Raw genomic sequence first — 21,266 nt, forward strand, 5'->3', positions numbered from 1 at the left:
GGCGGGCGCGTCAAAAATTTCCGCTGACCGGTCCGGCTCGTCGTCTTCGACGTGATGTTTTATCGAGAGCCGGTTGAATCAGGGGCCATGCAATTGCGTCAGGCGCGGCGCGCCTTCGGTTCTTCGTCGGAGTCGCCGTCGTTAAGGTCGGCGTCGTTCCGCTCGACGCCGCTCGATAGGCGGGCGTCGGTCGCATCGTGTTCTCGATGTGTGCCAGCGTCGCCTGCGTCGGCCAACGCAGGCGTTTCGTCTGAATCGGATGCATCGGTCGCGGGCATCAGGCGGACCTCGGTCAATACGGGCCCGTCTTTGTCTTCGCTCGCACGAAGCGTTCCGGCCTCCGATGCTTCGCTCGGCGAAGCGTCCGGCGTGTCGGCGACGGCAGGCATCTCGGCCTCGGGCGCATCGTTCGCCACGTTCGCTTCTGCGGGAGCCGCGACGGCCGTCGTGTCGTCCACCGTGTTTTCGCCAGCAGACGCCTGCGCGGCCGCGCCGTCCGGAAAGTCGATCGAATGCTGCGCGAGCAGCGAGGCCTCGAACTGCGCCGACGGATTGTCCAGCGCCGGCAGTTCGTCGAGCGCGGTCAGGCCGAGGTCGTCGAGAAACTGCTTGGTCGTCGCGTACAGCGCGGGCCGGCCGGGTACGTCGCGATGTCCGATGACCTCGATCCACCCGCGATCTTCCAGTTGCTTCACCACCTGCGTATTCACCGTCACGCCGCGAATCTCTTCGATATCGCCGCGCGTGACCGGCTGCCGATAAGCAATAATGGCGAGCGTTTCAAGCACCGCCCGCGAATATTTCGGCGGCTTTTCGGGATTGAGCCGGTCGAGATAAGTCCGCATGGCGGGCTTGCTCTGAAAGCGCCATCCCGACGCAAGCGCCACCAGCTCGACGCCGCGCCCCGACCAATCAGCCTGTAGTCCTTCGAGCAGCGTGCGCACCGTATCGGCCGAAATGTCCTCGGCGAAGAGCTTGCGCAATTCACTCACCCGCAGCGGTTCCTGCGCGCAGATCAAAGCAGTCTCGAGGACGATTTTCGCCTCTTGGGTATTCATGCAGCTTGGGTCAACCCTTAATGGTCAATGATCCGGTTCAAAACGAGCCTGAGCGAGTTCGAACGTCACCGAAGCGGTGCGCACGATAAAGCTGGACGCGGAGTTTCAAGACGCGCTCGCCCGATTGTAATCGGTCATATTGATTGGGAGCACGCACCGGGGAGAGGCGACAATGGGCGATCGGTGAGCGAATCGCCGGGCCATCCCAGCCGGACGAGGTGGCGCTTTCCTAGGCGAAAGCGCGTGACTGAGCGCCATATTACGCAAAAAGAACCGGGGCGTAAAGGTGATCGATTACGCCCCGCTCGACTCACTTCGCACTCGCTTACCACCCACTTAGCCCTTACTTCGCGCCTCGGTCCGATAAAAAGCGCCGCAGGCGTTCGACGCCCACGTCGAGGCGCGCGGGATCGCAGGCGTAGCACCAGCGCACGAAGCCTTCGCCTTCCGCGCCGAATGCGCTGCCCGGCGCGAGCCCGAGTCCCGCCTCTTTCACCAGCGCCTTGCACAGTTCGAGGCTGCGCTCCGCGCCCGGCAGCGAGAAGAAGAGGTACATCGCGCCGTCGGGGGCACGCACGTCGACCCCTTCAATACGCTGAAGCGCGTTCACCAGATGATCGCGGCTCGCGCGCAGGTCCGCGACGAGCGATTGCGTGAACGGCTCGCCCTGTTCCACCGCGACGATGCCCGCCTGCTGCACGAACGACGGCGCGCACGACGTGTTGTATTCCACGAGCTTGCCGAGGTCGTCCATTAGGCGCGCCGGTGCCACGAGCCAGCCGAGCCGCCAGCCGGTCATGAGCCACGCCTTCGAGAACGAATTCACCGCGATCACGCGCTCGTCGCGATCCGCGAGATCGAGGAAGGACGGCGCCACGTTGGCACCCTGACCGTAATACAGGCGCTCGTAGACCTCGTCCGCCACGATCCAGATGCCGTGACGGCGGCAGTGGTCGAGCACGATGCGCTGCTCGTCGCGCGTCATCGTCCAGCCGGTCGGGTTGTTCGGCGAGTTGATCATCAGCATGCGCGTGGACGGCGTGAGCGCGGCGAGCAGCCGGTCCAGATCGAGCGTCCATCCGCGCTCGCCGTAGGTCAGCGAGACCGTTTCGACCGTCGCGCCGAGAATCTTCGGAATCTCGACGAGGTTCGGCCACAGCGGCGTGACCGCGACCACGCGGTCGCCCGCGCCCGCGACGAGCTGCGCGGCCAGCATCAGCGCGTTCACGCCCGCGCTCGTCACCGCGATGTGATCAGCGGGCGTCGGGCCGTGCAGCGCGCTGACGTAGCGGCCGAGCGCCTCGCGCAACGGCGCGATGCCGAGATTGTGCGTGTAGAACGTCGCGCCGTCGGCGAGCGCGCGGCTCGCCGCATCGCGAATGAATTCGGGCGTGACCCGGTCCGATTCGCCGAACCAGAACGGCAGCACGTCCGGTACGCCGAAGCCGGCGTTCGCGACTTCGCGAATCTGCGAGGGTCGCAACGCCCGCACGGCGTCGCGCGCGTTCGGCGCGCCGCCCGCGTGCGTCTGCGCCGTCGAGCCGCCCAATTCAGCGATTACCGCGCCTTCCGATTCACTCATCGCCCGCTCCGTCGAAAAGGAAGAAGTCTAACGCGAGCGCGATAAAAAGCGCGCGTCCTTCAGAGCTCTTCGGCGCGTCGCGGCAGCCCCGCGATCAGCGACCAGACCGACTGCGCCGCCGGTGAGAGCGAGCGATCGCGCCGCCGCACCAGTTCCACCGTGCGTTCGGCGCGCGGTTCCAGCGGCAGCGCGACGAGCGACGAATCCGCCGGCAACGGCAACGCGAGCCACGGCAGCACGCTCACGCCGACGCCCGCTTCCACCAGCCCGAAGACGGTCGCCGAATGACCGAGCTCCTGCACCACCTGCGCTTCGACACCGTGCTGCTGCATGACGGCATCGATGATCGGGCGGCTGCCCGATGCGTAGTCCAGCATGACGAGCCGCTCGCCCGCGAGCGCCTCCCAGGGCGCGGCGCGTTCGTGCGCGAGCGGATGGTCGCGCCGCGCGACGAGGCAGAACGAATCGGTCATCACCGCTTCGCCGTGCAGATCGTCGGCGGAAAACGGGCCGATCACGACGCCGAAATCCACCTCGCCCGACTTCACCTTGCGAAGCACGTCGGACTGGACGTCGTCCCGCAGGCTGAGCGTGACGAGCGGAAATTGCCGCGAGCACGACGCGATGACGCGCGGCATCAACCGGCACGCGATCGTGGGGCTCGCCGCGACGATCACCCGGCCGCGACGCTGCTGCCCCAGATCGCGCGCTTCGCGCAGGGCTTCGTCCAGATCAGCGAGAAGGCGCGACACGGTGCCGACGAGATCCATGCCGACATCGGTCAGTTGCACTTCGCGCGTGGTCCGGTCGATCAGCTTGAGCCCGATTTCGCTCTCCAATTCGCGCACAGAGCGGCTCACCGCTGACTGCGTCAAGCCGATCTCCGCGCCCGCGCGGCTGAAGCTGCGTAGCCGCGACACTTCGATAAAGACGCGCAGTTGGCGCAGCGTCACGTTCAGGGAGGCGTTCATTCCGGCGATTCATGAAAAGCTTGGTCTCATGCGGAATTATAGGCCACTGCGACGGTTTCGCTGCGGTGCAGCAAACCGCCCGGGACGCACGCCGGAAGGGCCTCCTGCACAGGATTGGTGATTGTCCCGATTTCTTAATCAATCGGATTCGGGTCTGATACGGGCCATGCTGGCATCGCGTCAGCCTACTGCCATGCGGGTTTCCCGGATTTCGCGACGTGCATGGCATGGTTCTCGCATTTCATTGCGCACAGAGGTCGAAGCACAGCGGACGTAACGGAAACTGGTTTGCCGCAGCCGCTTCGGCCTTCCCTGGATTCGTTCATCGGATTCGACCAGAGTGCGCGGCGCGGGGCAGCGCACCGGGGTTAGCTTCGCTGAGGTGAGATATGGTGCTGTTCGACGATTTGAGAGATAACGAGTGGGCGCTGGTTGAGGCGTTGTTCTGTTCCGAGCCCGCGCGCAGCGAGCGGCGCGGCCGGCCGCGCGTCGAAGCGCGATCGGTTGTCAACGCCGTGTTGTGGGTCTTGTCGACGGGCGAAGGCTGGTCGAAGCTGCCGGGCCGTTACCCCTCGCCTCCCACCTGCCGCCGTCGCTTCGACGAGTGGCAAGCCGACGGCACGCTCGCGGAAATCGTGAAGCGTCTGTCGAGCAACGGGCGCGAGGTGTCGCTGCGCGGGCGTATCGGATCAAGCGCGGTGAAGCCGCCGGCTCCGCCGAGCCGCGACCGACTGCGCGGCGCGTTCTGGACCAATCCCGAGTCGTGGCGCGCGCCGGCCAAGATGGCCTGAGCCTACTGCATCACACGTCGAAGCCGGTTCTGCCGGCTTCGATCACTTTCGGGCGTTGCTTTGCCGACCTCGCGCGCTTCGTTGCGCGATACAACTCTTTACGATTGCTTACAGCGCCGCGACGAATCGAGGCTTAGCGTGACGAGTGACCCAACAGGTCCGATCAGGGCTTCAGGACACTCTCATGAAGGTTTCGACACTGCTCGTGCGTGGCGTCTTGGCGGGGCTCGCCGGCGTGGCGTTCGTTGCTCACGCGCAGCCGCCTGCATCCGATCTGCACCTCACCGCAAAGACGGCGGCGCCCGCGTCGCCTGACGCCGCGCGCGCTCGCGCCGCCACGCCGCCTGCGCCGCGCGGCGATTTACGCGGCGACATTGCGAGCAACGTGCGCGCTCGTCCGGACAACGACCGCGACGAACGCTCGCCGCATCACTGAATCTTCGGGCAACGGGTCTCGATTCGCGCGGAACCCGGCGAGTCGGCAGCAGTCACACCCAATGCCATGAGCACAGCATGGCAACAGTGGAATCCGGTCTGCCCGTGTCCTCGGACACGGGCTTTTTTTCGACCAGACTTCGCCCACTCTCACGCTGCGCGCGTCGCTTCAAATTCTGACTTCGAGCACCGCTTCGTGGCCACCGAAGGTGTACGGTTCGGTGCGCCGCAGATCCCAGTCGATGGAACGCTCATCGCGCGAGAGCCGCGTGAATTCCTGTTTCCCGCGTTCGGTGACGACGGCGATATCCACGGGTGCATGAAATCCTGGCGCTGGCGCGACGGTGCGTTGCCGCGCGAGCTCGAGTAGCCCGAGGGCGCGAAGGTGGTCGAAACCCTTGGGGCGTTTCGCCCACGGAACTTGACGATATTGCGCCCGGCGAAGTGCTTCGAGTACCGCTTCGTTGGAATACGTGGTCATCTCGTTTTTTCTTCCTGTGCAGCCGTGACGACGCTCGTGACGGTCGCAAGACGGTCCGCGACGTCGACTAAACGCGGCGCGCCGAATTTCACGCCAGCGAACGTTTTGAGCGTTCGCTGCCTGAATGTTTGGCCGCCGCTTGCGCTAGGTGCTGCTTTCTATTAAAAGCCCCCGTTGAGAGCGCGCTGATCACGCGCTTTCCTGCGACAACCGCCGATGCGCTCTGACCACGCGATGACGGAGCAAATTGCCCTGAAACCAATACGTTACTCCAATTAAATTGGTTCTATTTACTTTATTGCTGCTTTTTTTTGCATTGTTCGCGTTTTGCAAGCGCCTTCGTGCGACGATTGTCATCATCACCGTTCTGCTCGCCTGGGGCCTCGGAAGCGGCTGGCTCGCGAGGCCGCTGCTGCGAATCGCGCAGCACGGCTACGAAGAGACCATACCGCCCTCCTTCAAGCCCAAAACCACCATCGTCCTGATGGGCGGGGGCACGGACCGGCGTCACGGCAAGCTGGTGCCGAAGAGCGATTCCGTGCCGCGCATCGCCGCCGCCGCGCGGGTGTATCGGCAATGCCGGGACACCGGCGCTTCGTGCCGCGTGATCCTGAGCGGCGGCGATCCCCAGCACCACGGACAGGCCGAAGCCGACAACTACGCGCCGTATGTCCTGGCGCAGGGCGTCGCGCCGGCCGATCTGACGCGCGAGAACAAGAGCCTCAACACGTACCAGAACGCGCAGAACGTAGCAGCCATCTTAGGCAACGCGCATGACACTGCTTTGATCGTCATCACATCCGCGTATCACATGCGACGTTCGGTCCGTGCCTTCGAAGCGTTCGGCTACGAGCCGCAGCCCTATGTCTCGGACGTGCGTGAGAATCGGCTGACGGTATTCCCCCGATACAGAAGCCTCGAGAACAGCGAGCTTGCGTTGCACGAGCTGGTCGGGCTCGCGCGTTTTCACGTCTGGCGCTGGCTGCACCTGTACTAAGCCGCGCGATCGGTGTATATCAAAATAATCAGGACTAGAAAGTACCTGTGCGCGCCGGTATGATTCCGCTCCGGCTCGCATGGCCGGGCCGGTATCGTCGTCCGACACACCGCTGACCTGATCTCGGCCTATGATGGACGCAGTCAGGCGGAGGCTCGTTCCCGTAGGCATCCCGCCACGGATGCGCGCCCAAAGCCAGGCGGGAGCGATTTTTGCTCTGATGTATCTGTCTTTCCAACCGGATCGGACAGGCGATTCCCGGGTTCAACTGCTACTAGGAGGTAACAATGAAGAAAGTGTCCCTGGCTGTTTTGTTGTCCCTGAGCGCGGTCGCATCGGCCTACGCGCAGAGCGAACAAGGCGTGACGATGAGCACCGATCCCGCCCGGATCGCGGACATCGAATCGCGCGCGCAGAATCTGCAATCGCAGCAATCCAGCATGCAAAACATGCAGATGGATCAATCGAATACGATGCACAAGTCGGGTCATCACAAGAAGTCGCACGGCAAGTCGATGCACCATTCGGCCGAGTAAGGCACTTGGTCGCCGGCCTGCTTTTCGGCGGGTCGCGCCGCGCCGTCATCGCACTGCATGAACGCGATGACGGCAAAATCCGTTAAGGGCTCAACCGCGCCCTGCGCGATGCGCCGCCCAATCGCCGCCTTCGATGCGCGGCAAGCCCTGTACCGCGCTCGCAGCGACCGGATACATGAGGCAATCGACATGCGTGGCCTCGCCGTCCAGTTCGACATTCACATGCAGCCGGTGCGCGCGAAAAAGTCCCTCGACGCCCGGATACACTTCCTCGATTTCGTCCAGCACGACGACGAGCGCATCCTCGATGCGATACACATCTCCTTTGACCGGCGTGCCGTCCTCTTCGTCGAGAACGAGTCCGGGATAAGCGCCGAAATCGTAGAGCCGACCACGCACGTGCGCCGTGCCGATCCATTGCGGCGCCGCGATCCCGCTGCGCTCAGCCGCGCGATTGATGTCATTGATCTCGCCCGGGCGCAGCGTGCCGTACACGAAAACATATTGCATCGAAGAAACCGCTCCTTTCGCTAGTCGCCGAGATGCGCATTATCGCCGCCCAAAAAAGCGCGGACGGACTCGCGGCTCGCTTCGGTTAAGATCGGCGGATCGCGGCCAGGTCGGCCGCCCGACGAGCCGCCATGCCTACGTTCGCCGATCCACGCCCGCCTTTCGAGCAAGTCGAACACCTCGACATTCCCGTCGAGCACTCGCCGACGCTCGACCATCCGATCCGCGTTCGCTCGCGCCCGGTGCGTTATGGCGTGCGGATCGCGCTGCATACGCATCCGTGGGCGCAAGTCGCCTACACGTCGCGGGGCGTGCTGCGCGTGGCAACCGCCGATTCGACGTGGATGGTGCCGCCCTCGCGCGCCATCTGGGTGCCGCCGAACGTCACGCACGAAGTGTTGATCGTGGAAGATGCGTATCTCCGTACGCTCTACGTGGACGCGAGCGTCGTGCCGGCCGGGCTCGGCGCGTGCCGCGTGGTGGAAGTGTCGCCATTGTTGCGCGAGGTGATCGCGGCGCTGGACGAAGCGTCGATCACGCGTGAACGCGAGCGCCTGCTCGGCACGCTGGCACTCGATGAGATCATCCGGTCGCAGCCCTTGCCGCTCTCCGTGCCGATGCCGAACGAGAAGCGCCTGCGCGCGCTCTGCGACGCGGTGCTCGCGGACCCTTCGCACTCGGATCTCGAACGCTGGTCGTCGGAAGCGGGCGCGAGCACGCGCACCATCGCGCGCCTGTTCAGACGCGAACTCGGCGTGAGCTTCTCGCAGTGGCGGCAGCAGGCCGTGCTGGCACGCGCCATTCCTTTGCTGAGTCAGGGCCGGCCGCTCGCGCAGGTCGCGCGTGAGCTGGGGTATCAGAGCCAGAGCGCATTTTCGGCGATGTTTCGACGTGCCTTCGGCGAGAGTCCGCGTGCGTTCTTCGCCCGCGACGCCAGCGACGAGCGCGATCCAAACGACACGCGCGCTGTCTAATGCTGCGCGCCGCGTCGGCTCAGACGCGCCGGACCATATGTCGAATGGCGCCGAGCTGGGCCAGCCTGGGGCCGGCCGGACGATATCCGAGCCGCATATAAAGACGCGCCGCCGGGTTGTCGACGAAAACGCGCAGTTGGCATTCCGCCAGCCCACGGGCCCGCGCCCAGCGGTGCGCCGTGTTCAGTAGAAACGTGCCCGCGCCTCGTCCTCGATAGCCCGGCGCGATTTGAACATCGCGTATATGCAGCGAGTTATCTTCTTCGGTCACGCGCATGACGCCGACGGGCACGCCGTCCGCCTGCAGGATGAAGTTCTCCGACTCGCGCCAGCTCGAAAGAAACAGGTCGCCGCGCCAGACAAGATTGTGGCGCCGGTAATAACCGACCATGTTGTCGTGCGTGAGGGCCTCGGCGAAGGCGAAATCGGCCATCGTCGCCTGGCGGAGTTGATAGAGCGAGAGGTCTTCGGTCGGGTCGAGCATCGCACGCATGCAGGCACGGGACAGTGCCTCCACACTAAGACAGCGCGCGCTTGCTGGCAATGGAAAATGCGATGCCGGAGAGGAGACCGAGTCGGCGCGGCGAGAAACAGGCAAAAAAAAATCCAGCCCGGAGGCTGGATTTTTTCACAACGAGCTGGCGGAGCGGACGGGACTCGAACCCGCGACCCCCGGCGTGACAGGCCGGTATTCTAACCAACTGAACTACCGCTCCAGCTCTTTCCTTGCTCCACGAGGCTCTAGTCACCTCATGAAACCGACAGCGCATTTTCTAGCAGCCGCCTGAATTCTGGCGTCCCCTAGGGGATTCGAACCCCTGTACTCACCGTGAAAGGGTGATGTCCTAGGCCTCTAGACGAAGGGGACAGCAAACTTCTTGCAATCCTGCGGCGAAAAAAAACCGGCTGATCAGCCGGAGTATTTCCTGCTCGCAAAACGTTGGCGGAGCGGACGGGGCTCGAACCCGCGACCCCCGGCGTGACAGGCCGGTATTCTAACCAACTGAACTACCGCTCCAGCTCTTTCCTTGCTCCACGAGGCTCTAGTCACCTCATGAAACCGACAGCGCATTTTCTAGCAGCCGCCTGAATTCTGGCGTCCCCTAGGGGATTCGAACCCCTGTACTCACCGTGAAAGGGTGATGTCCTAGGCCTCTAGACGAAGGGGACAGAAACTTGTGATTCTGTCTTTACCGCTTGCTTCGCTGATTAACTGCTGCAAATCAACGAAGACCGAGATTCTAAACAACTTCGCGTTACTTGTGAAGTATTTTTTGCGACTTCCGAAACCCGGAGAATAACTTCGCAATCACTTCATCTGTTCTTGGTGGAGGTAAGCGGGATCGAACCGCTGACCTCTTGCATGCCATGCAAGCGCTCTCCCAGCTGAGCTATACCCCCTTGCAGAACAGAAACGAGATTCTATAGGCCGCTTTTGAAGTTGTAAATACCTTCTGGTGATACAACCGACAATTTTTTCACTTATCACTTCGCGCAGGCGCGCAAGGGCTTCTTCAGCGTCCTTGCGCGCGTCTATGCTCAACTGGCCGCGCGCTCCAGACGACGCAGCACCGTGTCCCGGCCGAACAGCATCAGCACGATGTCGATGGACGGCGTATGCGTCGTGCCCGCGACGAGCAGGCGGACCGGCATCGCGAGTTGCGGCATCTTGAGCTTGTGCGCGCCGAGCGTCGCCTTCAGTGCCGCCGAGATGCCCTCCTTGGTCCACTCGGCTTGTTCGAGCGCCGCGCGCAGGTTCGCGATGGCCGGCCGCACCGCGTCGGTCACATGCTGCGCGAACGCGTCGGCTTCGATCGTGGGCTCGCGATAAAACATCGCGGCATTGTCGGCGATGTCCTTCACCGTCGACGCGCGATCCTTCAGCAGCCCGACGACCTGATCGAGCGGCGCGCCGTTGTCGATTGCCGCGGCGTCGATACCCGCTTGCAGCAGGAACGGCCGCGTCAGCCCGGCGAGCCGCGCGTTGTCCGCTTCCTTGATGTAGTGCGCGTTCAACCAATTGAGCTTGTCGTGGTCGTATTGCGCGGGGGACTTGCCGAGATGCTCCAGATCGAACCATTCGATGAACTGCTCGCGCGAGAAAATCTCCGCATCGCCGTGCGACCAGCCGAGCCGGGCCAGATAGTTGACGACCGCCTCCGGCAAGTACCCGGCATCGCGGTAAGCCATCACCGCCATCGCGCCGTGACGCTTGCTCATCTTTTCGCCCTGCTCGTTCAGCACCGTCGGCAGGTGCGCATAGACCGGCGTTTCGCCGCCGAGCGCGCGCAGAATGTTGATCTGGCGCGGCGTGTTGTTCACGTGGTCGTCGCCGCGGATCACATGCGTGATCTTCATGTCGAGATCATCGACCACCACGCAGAAGTTGTACGTCGGCGTGCCGTCCGGGCGCGCGATCACGAGGTCGTCGAGCTCTTCGTTCGATATCTCGATTCGGCCCTTCACCGCGTCGTCCCACGCGACCACGCCCGTCAGCGGATTGCGGAAGCGCACCACCGGCTTCACGCCTTCCGGAATCGGCGGCAGCGTCTTGCCCGGCTCCGGACGCCACGTGCCGTCATAGCGCGGCTTTTCGCCGGCGGCGCGCTGACGCTCGCGCAACGCGTCGAGTTCTTCCGTCGACATATAGCAGTGGTACGCGAGACCCTTCTCCAGCATCTGGCCGACGACCTCGCGATAACGGTCCATGCGTTGCATCTGATAGAACGGGCCTTCGTCGAAATCGAGGCCGAGCCACGCCATGCCTTCCAGGATCGCGTCGACGGACGCCTCAGTCGAACGCTCGACGTCCGTATCCTCGATACGCAGCACGAAGGTCCCTTTCATCTTGCGCGCGAACGCCCACGGATAGAGCGCGGAGCGGATGTTGCCGAGATGGATGAAGCCGGTCGGGCTCGGGGCGAAGCGGGTACGGACTTGGGTCATTGCTGTTTTCTCGATGTACTCGAATGATTGCGCTCGCCCGGCGTAAAGATGCGGCCAGACGAGAGAGCGAAGAGGCGAACGGGCGGCGCGCGAAGCGCCGTTGGCTCTTGCACGAAAGCGGTTGCCGGCCGGGAAGCACGCACGTCGGGCATACGCGTCGGGCACCGGCTCAATGACTCGAAATTATACCCGCCGCCCGCCTCGCGCCTGAGCCCGCGCCTTTTGCTTTATGATGTGCGCGCCGTTTCTTGAGCACCCGGAAACGCGCATGCAACTGCACACTCGCCGCATCGCTGGAGTCTCACTTGAATTCATCGTCACGTCTCATTTCCCGCCGTGCATTCTCGCTCGCGGCGGCGTCGTCCATTCTTGCGGCCTGCACGAGCACGAGCGGCGGCGGCCTCGGCGGCAAGAGCGCGCCGGTCGCGAATGCGCCGGCCCCGGACCCGCAACGCGCCGCGCGAATCGGCCTCGCGCTCGGCGGCGGCGCGGCGCGCGGCTTCGCGCACATCGGCGTCATCAAGGCGCTCGAAGCGCGCAACGTCCGGGTGGATCTGGTGGCCGGCACAAGCGCGGGTTCGGTGATCGCGGCACTGTACGCGTCCGGCATGACCGGCATCGCGATGAACAAGCTCGCGCTGACGATGGACGAAGCCTCCATCAGTGACTGGGCGATGCCCTTTCGCGCGCGCGGCATCCTGCAAGGCGCGGCGCTGCAGAACTTCCTGAACAAGACGCTCGACAACCGGCCGATCGAAAAGATGGCGAAGCCGCTCGGCATCGTCGCCACCGACCTGAAAACCGGCCAGCCGATCCTCTTTCAGCGCGGCAATACCGGCGTGGCCGTGCGGGCGTCGTGCAGCGTGCCGTCGATCTTCGAGCCGGTGAAGATCGGCGATCACGAATATGTCGATGGCGGACTCGTGAGCCCGGTGCCCGCCGCGTTCGCGCACAAGATGGGCGCGGATTTCGTGATCGCGGTCGATATCTCCGCGCGGCCGGAAACGGCGCTCACGCAGAGTTCGTTCGACGTGCTGATGCAGACGTTCACCATCATGGGCCAGTCGATCAAGGCTTACGAACTCGACAAATACGCGAACGCGGTCATCCGCCCGAATCTGAGCGCGATGAGCAGCAGCGACTTCAGCCAGCGCAACGCCGCGATCCTTGCGGGCGAAGAAGCGGTGTCGAAGATGTGGCCGACGTTGCAGCGGCAACTGGCCGAGCGCGGCATGCGCGTTTGACGGCACCAGAAAGACGAAGGCCACGCAATGCGTGGCCTTCGCGCATCAGCGCAGCGACTTCACCTTGTCGGCGGTGACATCGCCGGGCTGGCCGCCCCATGTCGCCGGCAGGTAGTTGGTCAACTGCGCGATCTGCTCGTCGCAAAAGACGAAGGCCACGCAATGCGTGGCCTTCGTGCATCAGCGCAGCGACTTCACCTTGTCGGCGGTGACATCGCCGGGCTGGCCGCCCCATGTCGCCCGCAGGTAGTTGGTCAACTGCGCGATCTGCTCGTCGCTGTACGTCGCGGCGAAGCCGGGCATCGGCTGCATGCGTTCGACGCCGGCGAACGGCTGCGCCTCGATGCCGTCGAGCATCGACACGATCAGATTGCGCGCGTCGCCCTGGCGCAGCGTCGAATTGTCCTTCATCGCGACGGCGACGTGCGGCTTGCCCTCGCCTTCGCGTCCGTGACAGCCGGCGCACGAATCGAGATACAGGTTGCGGCCGGCTGCGAGTTGTTCCGCGTCGGCCGATTGCAGCTTGACCGGCGCTGGCGCGGGGGGCGCGTCGCCGAGCAGATACGTCGCGAGTGCGCGGGCGTCATCGCGATTCAGATGCTGCGTGCTCAGATACACGACCCGATGCATTTCGCCGAAAGCCGATCCCTGCCGCGCGACGCCCGTCGAGAAGTACGCCTGCAAGTCCGCGCCGGTCCAGCCGCGCGCCGCCAATGCTGCCGGCGTGATATCCGGCGCGGCGATGCGTCCGAGCGCGCCGCCCTGCAACGTCTTCGCGTCCGCGAGCTGGCCGAACGCGCCGCGCGGCGTGTGGCATTCCGCGCAGTGCCCGAGCGCGTTGGCGAGGTAGCGGCCGCGCGTCCAGTCCGCCGATTGACCCGTGGATGCGTCGGGCAGCGCGTTCAGAAACAGCATGTCCCAGAACCGCACCGCGAAACGCACGTTGTACGGGAAGCGCAGACTCGCTTCGACATTCGGCACCGCGGCGGGCCTTTGCGTCATCAGGTAAGCGTAGATAGCGTCGCTGTCTTCGCGCGACATCTGCCGGTACGACGTGTACGGCATCGCGGGATACAGCTTGCCGTTCGGCGTCTTGCCGTCGTGCAGCGCCGCGTAGAACGCGTCGGAGGTTCATTTGCCGATGCCGTACTTCGCATCGGGCGTGATGTTGCTGCCATAGAACGTGCCGAATTGCGACTCCAGCTTCACGCCGCCCGCGAACGGCGCGCCGCCTTCGGCCGTGTGGCAGGCAGCGCAGTCGGCGGATTGCGCGAGGTAGCGTCCGCGAGCGACGACTTCCGGCGAAGCCGCAGTCTTCTGCGCGACATCGCCATCGCTGTGGCATGCAGACAGCGCGAGCGCGGACAGTGCAACGGGAAGCACACGCATCAACGAGCGGCGCACGGTGCGCGTCATGATCGATTTCATCATGCGGCGTCCTTCACGAGTCCGGGCGTGGCGAGCACGAGGTCCTTCACGGCTTCGTAGTTGCGCACATAGCCCGTGCAGCGGCAGATGTGGTCGTTGAGCGCGGCCATAATCGTCGCTTCGATCTGATCCTTCGCGATCGGCTCGCGCTTGAGCCGCTCGAGCAGCACCGTCGTCGCGTTGACGAAACCCGGCGTGCAATAGCCGCACTGGAAGCTGAAATGATCGAGGAACTGCTGCTGCACCGGCGACAGTTCGACCACCTCGCCGTGTTCGTTGCGCTTCGCGTGCCCTTCGACGGTCCGCACCGTCTTGCCGTCGAAGAAGTGCGCGCCGTTGATGCACGTGCGCACTTCCTCGCTCGTGCCGTCCGCGTGATCCACGATCACCACGCACGCATGGCACACGCCCTGCCCGCAGCCGAGCCGCGAGCCCGTGAGGCCGGCGTATTCGTGCAGGAAATCGATCATCGGCAAACCGGACGGCACCGGCATCGGGCCGATCTTGTTGCCGTTGATCGTCATCGAGAGCGAGCGCATGTCGACGCCCACGGCGGATGGGATGGCCGTCATGAGAGCACCTCCTGAATGTTTTGCGGCGTCACCGGCAGATCGGTGAAGCGATGGCCGATCGCGTGCGCGATCGCGTTGACGATAGCCCCGACCACCGGAATCATCACCACTTCGGCGATGCCCTTCGGCGGATCGGTGTCACTGAGCGGCGGCAGCACGTCGCCGGTCTGATTCCACACGGCGACATCGCTCGCGAGCGGCAGCCGGTAGCGGTTGAAGTTCCACGTGCCGTTGCCGGGGCCGTCTTCGTAGAGCGGCAGATACTCGTGCAGCGCGTGCCCGATACCCATTGCGAGGCCGCCCTGCAACTGCCCCGAGACGAGTTGCGGCGCGATCGGATTGCCGCATTCGAGAATCGAGTGATGCGACAGCAGTTCGACCTTGCCGCTTGCCTCGCTCACGGCCAGTTCGACGAGCGTGCCCACCGCGCTGTAGTACGTGACCATCGCGTTATTGCGCTGCACGGGCGGAATGATCACGCGCTTGCGGTCGAGCACGTGATACCCGTTGGCGCTCGCCTTGCTTTTATCGGCGGCACCGCTGCCGAAGCGCACCGACAAGCCGTCGAGCGGCAACTGATCGGCCGTGCCTGCGATGTCGAACTGCGCTTCGCTCCACTGCCACCGGTTGAACGTATGCACGACCGCGCCGGTCGCGAGCCCGAGTTCGTGCGCCTTTTCCGCGAGGACGTCGAACGGAATCGGCTCCAGGCCGTCGGCGGACAGCTTGCCGTCCCTCCAGCGCGCGTCTTCGATTCGCACGACGAACGATGCCGCCTGACCGCCGCCGATGCCTTGTCCCCAGATCGCCATCGCGGCGGGCCAGAGGCCGTGGCGGAACAGCACGCGCGCCGCCTCGCGCGTCGCGTGCGAGAAGTAGTACGCGGAATTCGTCGCGCTCGCCGGCGACATGTACGCAGGCGACCAGCGCGGATTCGCGCTCAACCTGTCCTGCTCGGCCTGCGACATGAGATACGGATCGCCGCTCGTGACGACGGGCAGATCCGCCCAGTCGGTGACGGCCATGTGGACATCGGCGGCGGGCTTGCCGAGCCACTTCGCGACGACGAGCGCCTGCGCCGTGGACGATCCCGTGCCGATCTCCGCGCCAGAGTGCGACAGCGCGATGCGTCCGTCCGCGCTGAATTCGACTTTGGCGAACGCGCGCTCCGCGCCGGTGCCGAAGTCTTTCTGCACGCAGGCGAAGCCAACGCCATAGCGCATGCCCGGATGCGCGGCTTCGTACTCCGCCTTGCGTTGCGCGCGCCCTGCCCACAGCGGATGCGCCTTCGCCTGCCGCAGCACGTCTTCCGCGCGCACGGCGCCTGCCGGAATCGCGCCCTGCGTGTTCTTCATGCCGGTGCGCATGACGTTCGCAAGACGCAGGTCGATCGGATCGGTACCGAGTTGTGCGGCGATATCGTCGATCATCATTTCGGTCGCCGCCATGCTTTGCAGCGTGCCGTAGCCGCGCGCGGAGCCGGCATCGACCGCGCGGGAAGCGATGGCGACCGCGGTCAGATCGCTCTGCGGGATGTAGTAAATGGATTGCGCGGCGGTCGCGCCGACCATTGCCACCGACGGCGAGAAATTGCAGCGTCCGCCGCCGTTCGCGATGAACTCGCCCTTGAATGCCTGAATCTTGCCGGTCTTCCTGTCCACCGCCATGCGATAACGCATGTCGAACGCATGGCGCTTGAGCGAGCTCTGAAACTGCTCGAAGCGGTCGAACGCGAGACGCACCGGGCGGCCGTCGCCGTACATCGCCGCGACGAGCCCGTAGAACGGCACATTGAAGTGATCCTTCGAGCCGTAGCCGACCGTGTAGCACGGATGCAGGAACAGGTTCTTCACCGGGAAGCACGATTTCGTCGCCATCTCCAGCGCGCTCTGCGCGACTTCATACGGCCCTTGCGTCGGCACGACCATGTGCAGCGACTGCGTTGCCGCGTCGTACCAGCAGTTCGCGTTGTCGGGTTCGAGCGCGGCCGTATCGACGGATTGCGTCTTGTATTCGCGATCCACGACGAGCCATTCTCCCGGCGGATGGTCCAGCGCGTTCGCGATGGCCTGCGCGTGGAACATGCCCTGCTCGTCGAGCTTGCCGTGTTCGTTGGCGTCGGCCCAGACGGGCTCGCGCTTTTTCATCATGTGCGGGAAAAGCGGCGAGTCTTTCAGGCTGGAGAACGCGTCGTCGTCGAACGGCGTCTTGCCGCCCACGCGCACGAAGCGGAACGACGCCCACGGATCGCGCTCGATGAAACCCGTCGTCGCGCCATAGCGGACGACGCCTTCGCGGAACTGGAGCTTGTCCTTCGCGAGACGGAATCGCGCGAAGTCGTGATAGATCAGGATGGCGACCGCCTGGCCGAGATACGCGGGCGTCTTGCCGGCGGGCAGCAGCATGTCGTCGCCGTAGAAAGCCGGAAACGCGAGCTTGTCGTGCGCGAGGTCATCCGCCGTCACGACGCGATCGGGCGCGAGCCCGCCGTCGAGAATCGAAAGGTCGATGCCTTCGTACAGACGATCCGCGAGCGTCGTGCGCAGGATCAGCGCATGCGACTGTTCCTGCGGCCAGTGCGGCATGTCCTTCGCGCGGATATCGCGTGCGAAGACTTTGTCGCCCGTCACTTTCGCGATGCCATCGATGCGGAACTTCGGATAGCCGCTCGTCGCATGCCATTGAACGGGCGTCAGAATGCGCTCTTCGAACAGCGCGGCGAACGCGCGGCTGCCCAAAGGCGCGATGAACACGGACACGCCCGCGAGCGCCCCCGCCTTCAGAAAACGGCGACGCGACAGGCCGAGTTCCCCCATGTACTTCTCCTCGAATGAACGCCTTCTAGACGCGCGCAGGCGCTGACGACCCTGCCGCCGCGGCGCGGTCATCGTGAAATTCGTTTGCGATGCAAAGGATCGACCCGCAAGCAGCGACGGTGTCCGGACGTTATGGTGACGGCCGGCATCGTTTGCCGGCACGCAGAGGGCGGGATTTTAAGGGGCGGATAGGGGCGCAACAACGCGCGCAGCGTCAAGTTCTGTCAAGATTCGACGGCGCTTTGCGCAAACGAAAAAAAACGGCGGCGCTCTTGCGAGCGCCGCCGTCGTTTGGCAATCAGTGAAGAAGCGGACTCAGTAGTCTGCGTCTTCGATCCACGCCGCCTGAATGGCTTCGAGGATCTTTTCGTTCGATTTCTGCGGGTCGTCGTCGAAACCTTCCAGCTCGGTCACCCAGCGATGCAGGTCCGTGAAACGCACATATTGCGGATCGACATCCTGGTGCGCGTCGGTCAGGGCCATCGCGATCTCCTGAGTATCTGTCCACTTCATGGGCGAGCCTCCTGTCAGTGATTTTCTTTGGCGTGATTGATGGAGTACCGGGGAATCTCGACCACCAGGTCGTCCTCGGCGGGCATCATCGCCTGACATGATAACCGCGATGTCGGCTCGAGACCCCAGGCTTTGTCGAGCAGATCGTCTTCGTCCTCGCTGGACGGTTCGAGCGCGTTGAAGCCCTCGCGGATGATGACGTGACAGGTCGTGCACGCGCACGACTTCTCGCACGCGTGCTCGATCTCGATTCCGTGTTCCAGCAGGTTGTCGCAGATGCTCTTGCCGACATCGGCGTCGATCACCGCGCCGTCGGGGCAAAGTTCGACATGAGGCAGCACAACGATTTGAGGCATGGTTTTCCGTGAATGCTTGAGTGGATCAGACGTCGTCGAGCTTGCGGCCCGCGAGCGCGCGGCGAATGCTCTTGTTCATGCGGCGCGCGGCGAATTCGTCGGTGGCGGCGGCGAGCGCCTTCGTCGCCTCGTCGATCTGCTCGACCGATTCACCTTGCGAGAGCGTCGCCAGTTCGCCGATCAGCGTTTCGATCTGCGCGCGTTCGGCCTCGTCGAGCAATTCGCCGTCGGCGGCGAGCGCGGCCTGCGTCGCTTCGATCAGCCGCTGCGCTTCGACGAGCGCCTCGCGCAGCGCGCGGGCGCGCATGTCAGTCTCGGCGGTCTTGAAGCTCTCTTCGAGCATGCGGGCGACGTCGTCATCGGCGAGACCGTACGACGGCTTCACCACCACTGACGCCTCCACGCCCGATGTCTGCTCGCGCGCAAAGACGGACAGCAGGCCGTCCGCGTCCACCTGATACGTGACGCGAATGCGCGCCGCGCCGGCCGCCATCGGCGGAATGCCGCGCAACTCGAAACGCGCGAGCGAGCGGCAGTCGGAGACGAGCTCGCGCTCGCCTTGCACGACGTGGATCGCCATCGCCGTCTGGCCGTCCTTGAAGGTCGTGAAGTCCTGCGCGCGCGCCGTTGGAATGGTCGAATTGCGCGGAATGATCTTCTCGGTGAGACCGCCCATCGTTTCGACGCCGAGCGACAGCGGAATCACGTCGAGCAGCAGCCAGTCGTCGCCCTCGCCGCGCCGGTTGCCCGCAAGCAGGTCCGCCTGAATCGCCGCGCCCAGCGCGACGACCTGATCCGGGTCGAGATTGACGAGCGGCGGCTGGCCGAAGAACGCTTGCACCGCGCGGCGGATCACCGGCATGCGCGTCGCGCCGCCGACCAGCACGACGCCCTTGATATCGGCGGGCGTCACTTTCGCGTCGCGCAGCGCCTTTTTCGTCGGCCCGAGCGTGCGCGCGACGAGCGATTCGGTCAGCGCGGCGAACTGCGCTTCGGTCACGGTCACGTCGATGGTTTCGCCCGAGGACAGGCTCGCCTGCACGCGCGTTTCGCTCGCCGACGACAGCGCCTCTTTCGCCGTGCGCACGCGATCGAGCAGCAGGCGCACGTCTTCCGGCGTCTTCGGCTGAATGCCGGCTTGCGTCAGCACATGGCGATACAGCGCGTGGTCGAAGTCGTCGCCGCCGAGCGCGGAATCGCCGCCCGCCGCGAGCACTTCGAACACGCCCTTCGTGAGCTTGAGAATCGACAGGTCGAAGGTGCCGCCGCCGAGATCGTAGACCGCGTACAGACCTTCGGAAGCATTGTCGAGACCATACGCGATGGCCGCGGCCGTCGGTTCGTTGAGCAGGCGCAGCACATTGAGGCCGGCGAGCTTCGCCGCGTCCTTCGTGGCCTGGCGCTGCGCTTCATCGAAATAGGCGGGCACCGTGATGACCGCGCCGACGAGATCTTCGCCGAGCGTGTCTTCCGCGCGGTAACGCAGCGTCGCGAGAATCTCCGCCGACACTTCGACCGGGCTCTTCACGCCATCGACCGTGCGAATCTGCACCATGCCGGGCGCGTCCACGAAATCGTACGGCGCGTTTTCCGCGCCCTCGACTTCGCTCTTGCCGCGGCCCATGAAGCGCTTCACCGACACGATCGTGTTGCGCGGGTCCGTCGCGGCTTCTTCCTTCGCGATACGGCCGATGCGCCGGCCGCCCCTCTCCAGATAGCGCACCACCGACGGCAGCAGCACATGGCCGTCCTCGTCGGGCAACGCTTCGGGCACGCTGTTGCGCACGGCGGCCACGAGCGAGTTCGTGGTGCCGAGATCGATGCCGACCGCCACGCGCCGCTGGTGCGGCGCGGGCGCCATGCCGGGTTCTGAGATTTGCAGTAAAGCCATCGTTGGTTTTGTGGGGTTGTGTGGCGCGCTCGGCCTGTGTTTTCTTGTCGTGCTGGAGTGCGAGTGCGCTCGTCTTCAGGCGTTTTCCAGCCGCTCGATCTGCGCGCCGATCTCATGCGCGACGCGCTCGATGAACATCAGTTGACGCACCGCTTCGCTCGCGGCCTGATCCGCATTGCTGTCGATCAGCGCTTCGAGTTTGGCGAAGCGCACGCGCTCTTCATCGCGCAGTTCGGCCAGCAGCGATTCGAGCGCGCCGACGTTTTTCGCCGCGGCGGCATCTTCGATATTCTCGCGCCATTCCATCTGCTGCATGAGGAACGCGGGCTCCATCGCCGTGTTGTTCTCAGCGCCGACGTCGATGCCGCGCAGCGACAGCATATAGCGCGCGCGCTTTAACGGATCGCGCAGCGTCTGATACGCCTCGTTGGCGCGCGTGGCCCACTGCATCGCGAGCCGGCGTTGCGCGTCGCCGGCGGCGGCGAAGCGGTCGGGATGCACTTGCGCCTGCACGGTGCGGTAGGCGTCGTCGAGCCGGTCGCGGTCAACGGCGAAAGTCGGCGGCAGGCCGAAGAGATCGAAGTGGCTGTCGGTGAGCGTTGCCATGGCTGTGTCAGTGAGTTCGGGATGCGCGAATGAAAAAGGCGGCCCGCGCCGCCTCTCGTGCCGAAACCGCCGGCGTCACGCGCGTTACACGCGGAACGATTCGCCGCAGCCGCATTCGTCTTTCGCGTTCGGATTGTTGAAGCGGAAGCCTTCGTTCAGCCCTTCGCGCGCGAAGTCGAGCTCGGTGCCGTCGAGGTAAGCGAGGCTCTTCGGATCGATGACGATCTTCACGCCCGCCGATTCGAACACCATGTCTTCGGGCGCCAGTTCGTCGACATATTCGAGCTTGTAAGCCAGACCCGAGCAGCCGGTCGTGCGCACGCCCAGGCGCAGGCCCACGCCCTTGCCGCGCCGCGTCAAATACTTCTGCACGTGTTGTGCCGCCTTCTCCGTCAACGTGATTGCCATAGTCGTCGCGTCTCTCGCGCTCAAATCGTGCTTCCCGCCGCGGCGCCCCGGGGGGGGGGGGGGGGGGGGGCCGGCCCCCCCCCCCCCCCTGTTTGCCGCCTAACCACCCGGGTGCATCCCCCGCGGCGCTTACGCCTGTGGGTCCGCCCCC

The 21,266-nt window shown here is 64.7% G+C and carries 20 protein-coding genes, 5 tRNA genes and 1 pseudogene; 6 read left to right on the top strand and 20 right to left on the bottom strand.

Going from position 1 to position 21,266, the window contains the following annotated elements; all coding sequences use genetic code 11:
* Window positions 1–98 precede the first annotated feature (98 nt).
* From scpB to NCR34_RS08460, 3 genes are all read right to left on the bottom strand, one after another.
* On the bottom strand, window positions 99–1,058 hold the full coding sequence (gene scpB, locus NCR34_RS08450; RefSeq protein WP_250499576.1) for an SMC-Scp complex subunit ScpB: 960 nt from the start codon (window positions 1,056–1,058) through the stop codon (window positions 99–101).
* A 343-nt stretch (window positions 1,059–1,401) separates the two neighbouring features.
* Window positions 1,402–2,640 (bottom strand): pyridoxal phosphate-dependent aminotransferase, encoded by a 1,239-nt coding sequence (locus NCR34_RS08455; RefSeq protein WP_250499577.1) that lies wholly within the window; start codon window positions 2,638–2,640, stop codon window positions 1,402–1,404.
* 59 nt (window positions 2,641–2,699) lie between these two features.
* On the bottom strand, window positions 2,700–3,599 hold the full coding sequence (locus NCR34_RS08460) for a LysR family transcriptional regulator (RefSeq protein ID WP_250472529.1): 900 nt from the start codon (window positions 3,597–3,599) through the stop codon (window positions 2,700–2,702).
* A 401-nt stretch (window positions 3,600–4,000) separates the two neighbouring features.
* Here NCR34_RS08460 and NCR34_RS08465 point away from each other — a divergent pair, with 401 nt between their 5' ends.
* Together NCR34_RS08465 and NCR34_RS08470 are read left to right on the top strand one after the other, a co-directional pair.
* Window positions 4,001–4,402, top strand: coding sequence for a transposase (locus NCR34_RS08465; RefSeq protein WP_035969202.1), 402 nt, complete (start codon window positions 4,001–4,003; stop codon window positions 4,400–4,402).
* Window positions 4,403–4,586: 184 nt separating this feature from the next.
* The gene (locus tag NCR34_RS08470) at window positions 4,587–4,838 is read left to right on the top strand and encodes a hypothetical protein (protein WP_250499578.1); all 252 of its coding nucleotides are present in this window, start codon (window positions 4,587–4,589) and stop codon (window positions 4,836–4,838) included.
* A 168-nt stretch (window positions 4,839–5,006) separates the two neighbouring features.
* On the opposite strand, the gene NCR34_RS08475 is transcribed toward NCR34_RS08470, so the two are convergent.
* Window positions 5,007–5,318 carry a hypothetical protein gene (locus NCR34_RS08475; RefSeq protein WP_248319997.1) on the bottom strand — a complete coding sequence of 104 codons (312 nt, stop codon included), beginning with the start codon at window positions 5,316–5,318 and terminating at the stop codon, window positions 5,007–5,009.
* A gap of 316 nt (window positions 5,319–5,634) precedes the next feature.
* Here NCR34_RS08475 and NCR34_RS08480 point away from each other — a divergent pair, with 316 nt between their 5' ends.
* Both NCR34_RS08480 and NCR34_RS08485 read left to right on the top strand, forming a co-directional pair.
* On the top strand, window positions 5,635–6,315 hold the full coding sequence (locus NCR34_RS08480; protein ID WP_250499579.1) for a YdcF family protein: 681 nt from the start codon (window positions 5,635–5,637) through the stop codon (window positions 6,313–6,315).
* A gap of 287 nt (window positions 6,316–6,602) precedes the next feature.
* Complete coding sequence (locus NCR34_RS08485) at window positions 6,603–6,851, top strand: hypothetical protein (protein WP_175940510.1); 249 nt, start codon at window positions 6,603–6,605, stop codon at window positions 6,849–6,851.
* Between the two features lie 90 nt (window positions 6,852–6,941).
* Here NCR34_RS08485 and NCR34_RS08490 read toward each other — a convergent pair whose 3' ends face one another.
* Window positions 6,942–7,361 carry a gamma-glutamylcyclotransferase family protein gene (locus NCR34_RS08490; protein ID WP_250499580.1) on the bottom strand — a complete coding sequence of 140 codons (420 nt, stop codon included), beginning with the start codon at window positions 7,359–7,361 and terminating at the stop codon, window positions 6,942–6,944.
* 131 nt (window positions 7,362–7,492) lie between these two features.
* Between NCR34_RS08490 and NCR34_RS08495 the strand changes: the two genes are divergently transcribed.
* Complete coding sequence (locus NCR34_RS08495; RefSeq protein ID WP_250499581.1) at window positions 7,493–8,335, top strand: AraC family transcriptional regulator; 843 nt, start codon at window positions 7,493–7,495, stop codon at window positions 8,333–8,335.
* Between the two features lie 19 nt (window positions 8,336–8,354).
* Here the strand turns inward: NCR34_RS08495 and NCR34_RS08500 are convergent, their stop codons facing one another.
* From NCR34_RS08500 to gltX, 7 genes are all read right to left on the bottom strand, one after another.
* A complete protein-coding gene (locus NCR34_RS08500) occupies window positions 8,355–8,819 on the bottom strand; it encodes a GNAT family N-acetyltransferase (RefSeq protein ID WP_250499591.1) in 465 nt (154 codons plus the stop codon).
* 155 nt (window positions 8,820–8,974) lie between these two features.
* Window positions 8,975–9,051: transfer RNA gene (locus tag NCR34_RS08505), tRNA-Asp, on the bottom strand.
* Window positions 9,052–9,127: 76 nt separating this feature from the next.
* Window positions 9,128–9,203: transfer RNA gene (locus NCR34_RS08510), tRNA-Glu, on the bottom strand.
* A 73-nt stretch (window positions 9,204–9,276) separates the two neighbouring features.
* A tRNA-Asp gene (locus NCR34_RS08515) sits at window positions 9,277–9,353 on the bottom strand.
* Window positions 9,354–9,429: 76 nt separating this feature from the next.
* A tRNA-Glu gene (locus tag NCR34_RS08520) sits at window positions 9,430–9,505 on the bottom strand.
* 155 nt (window positions 9,506–9,660) lie between these two features.
* A tRNA-Ala gene (locus NCR34_RS08525) sits at window positions 9,661–9,736 on the bottom strand.
* A gap of 138 nt (window positions 9,737–9,874) precedes the next feature.
* The gene (gene gltX, locus NCR34_RS08530) at window positions 9,875–11,281 is read right to left on the bottom strand and encodes a glutamate--tRNA ligase (RefSeq protein ID WP_250499582.1); all 1,407 of its coding nucleotides are present in this window, start codon (window positions 11,279–11,281) and stop codon (window positions 9,875–9,877) included.
* Window positions 11,282–11,586: 305 nt separating this feature from the next.
* Here gltX and NCR34_RS08535 point away from each other — a divergent pair, with 305 nt between their 5' ends.
* A complete protein-coding gene (locus NCR34_RS08535; RefSeq protein ID WP_250499583.1) occupies window positions 11,587–12,525 on the top strand; it encodes a patatin-like phospholipase family protein in 939 nt (312 codons plus the stop codon).
* Between the two features lie 180 nt (window positions 12,526–12,705).
* Here NCR34_RS08535 and NCR34_RS08540 read toward each other — a convergent pair.
* The 8 genes and pseudogenes from NCR34_RS08540 to iscA all read right to left on the bottom strand — a co-directional run bounded on the left by NCR34_RS08540 (window position 12,706) and on the right by iscA (window position 21,115).
* A pseudogene (locus NCR34_RS08540) lies at window positions 12,706–13,941 on the bottom strand (c-type cytochrome).
* Window positions 13,942–13,952: 11 nt separating this feature from the next.
* Window positions 13,953–14,525, bottom strand: a complete 573-nt coding sequence (locus NCR34_RS08545; RefSeq protein ID WP_250499584.1) for a (2Fe-2S)-binding protein — start codon at window positions 14,523–14,525, stop codon at window positions 13,953–13,955.
* Window positions 14,522–17,341, bottom strand: coding sequence for a xanthine dehydrogenase family protein molybdopterin-binding subunit (locus NCR34_RS08550; RefSeq protein ID WP_250499585.1), 2,820 nt, complete (start codon window positions 17,339–17,341; stop codon window positions 14,522–14,524). The genes NCR34_RS08545 and NCR34_RS08550 overlap by 4 nt, the downstream gene beginning before the upstream one ends.
* A 315-nt stretch (window positions 17,342–17,656) precedes the next feature.
* Window positions 17,657–17,854: a Fe-S cluster assembly protein IscX gene (iscX, locus tag NCR34_RS08555; RefSeq protein ID WP_175940519.1), complete on the bottom strand. Its 198-nt coding sequence runs from the start codon at window positions 17,852–17,854 to the stop codon at window positions 17,657–17,659.
* Between the two features lie 14 nt (window positions 17,855–17,868).
* The gene (fdx, locus tag NCR34_RS08560) at window positions 17,869–18,210 is read right to left on the bottom strand and encodes an ISC system 2Fe-2S type ferredoxin (RefSeq protein ID WP_206466551.1); all 342 of its coding nucleotides are present in this window, start codon (window positions 18,208–18,210) and stop codon (window positions 17,869–17,871) included.
* A gap of 25 nt (window positions 18,211–18,235) precedes the next feature.
* On the bottom strand, window positions 18,236–20,101 hold the full coding sequence (gene hscA / locus NCR34_RS08565) for a Fe-S protein assembly chaperone HscA (RefSeq protein WP_250499586.1): 1,866 nt from the start codon (window positions 20,099–20,101) through the stop codon (window positions 18,236–18,238).
* Window positions 20,102–20,176: 75 nt separating this feature from the next.
* Window positions 20,177–20,707 (bottom strand): Fe-S protein assembly co-chaperone HscB, encoded by a 531-nt coding sequence (gene hscB / locus NCR34_RS08570; protein WP_248320006.1) that lies wholly within the window; start codon window positions 20,705–20,707, stop codon window positions 20,177–20,179.
* A gap of 84 nt (window positions 20,708–20,791) precedes the next feature.
* Window positions 20,792–21,115, bottom strand: a complete 324-nt coding sequence (iscA, locus tag NCR34_RS08575; RefSeq protein WP_175940523.1) for an iron-sulfur cluster assembly protein IscA — start codon at window positions 21,113–21,115, stop codon at window positions 20,792–20,794.
* Between the last annotated feature and the right edge of the window lie 151 nt (window positions 21,116–21,266).

The organism is Caballeronia sp. GAWG1-5s-s (assembly GCF_023631445.1).
In the GTDB taxonomy this organism is placed as follows: Bacteria; Pseudomonadota; Gammaproteobacteria; order Burkholderiales; family Burkholderiaceae; genus Caballeronia.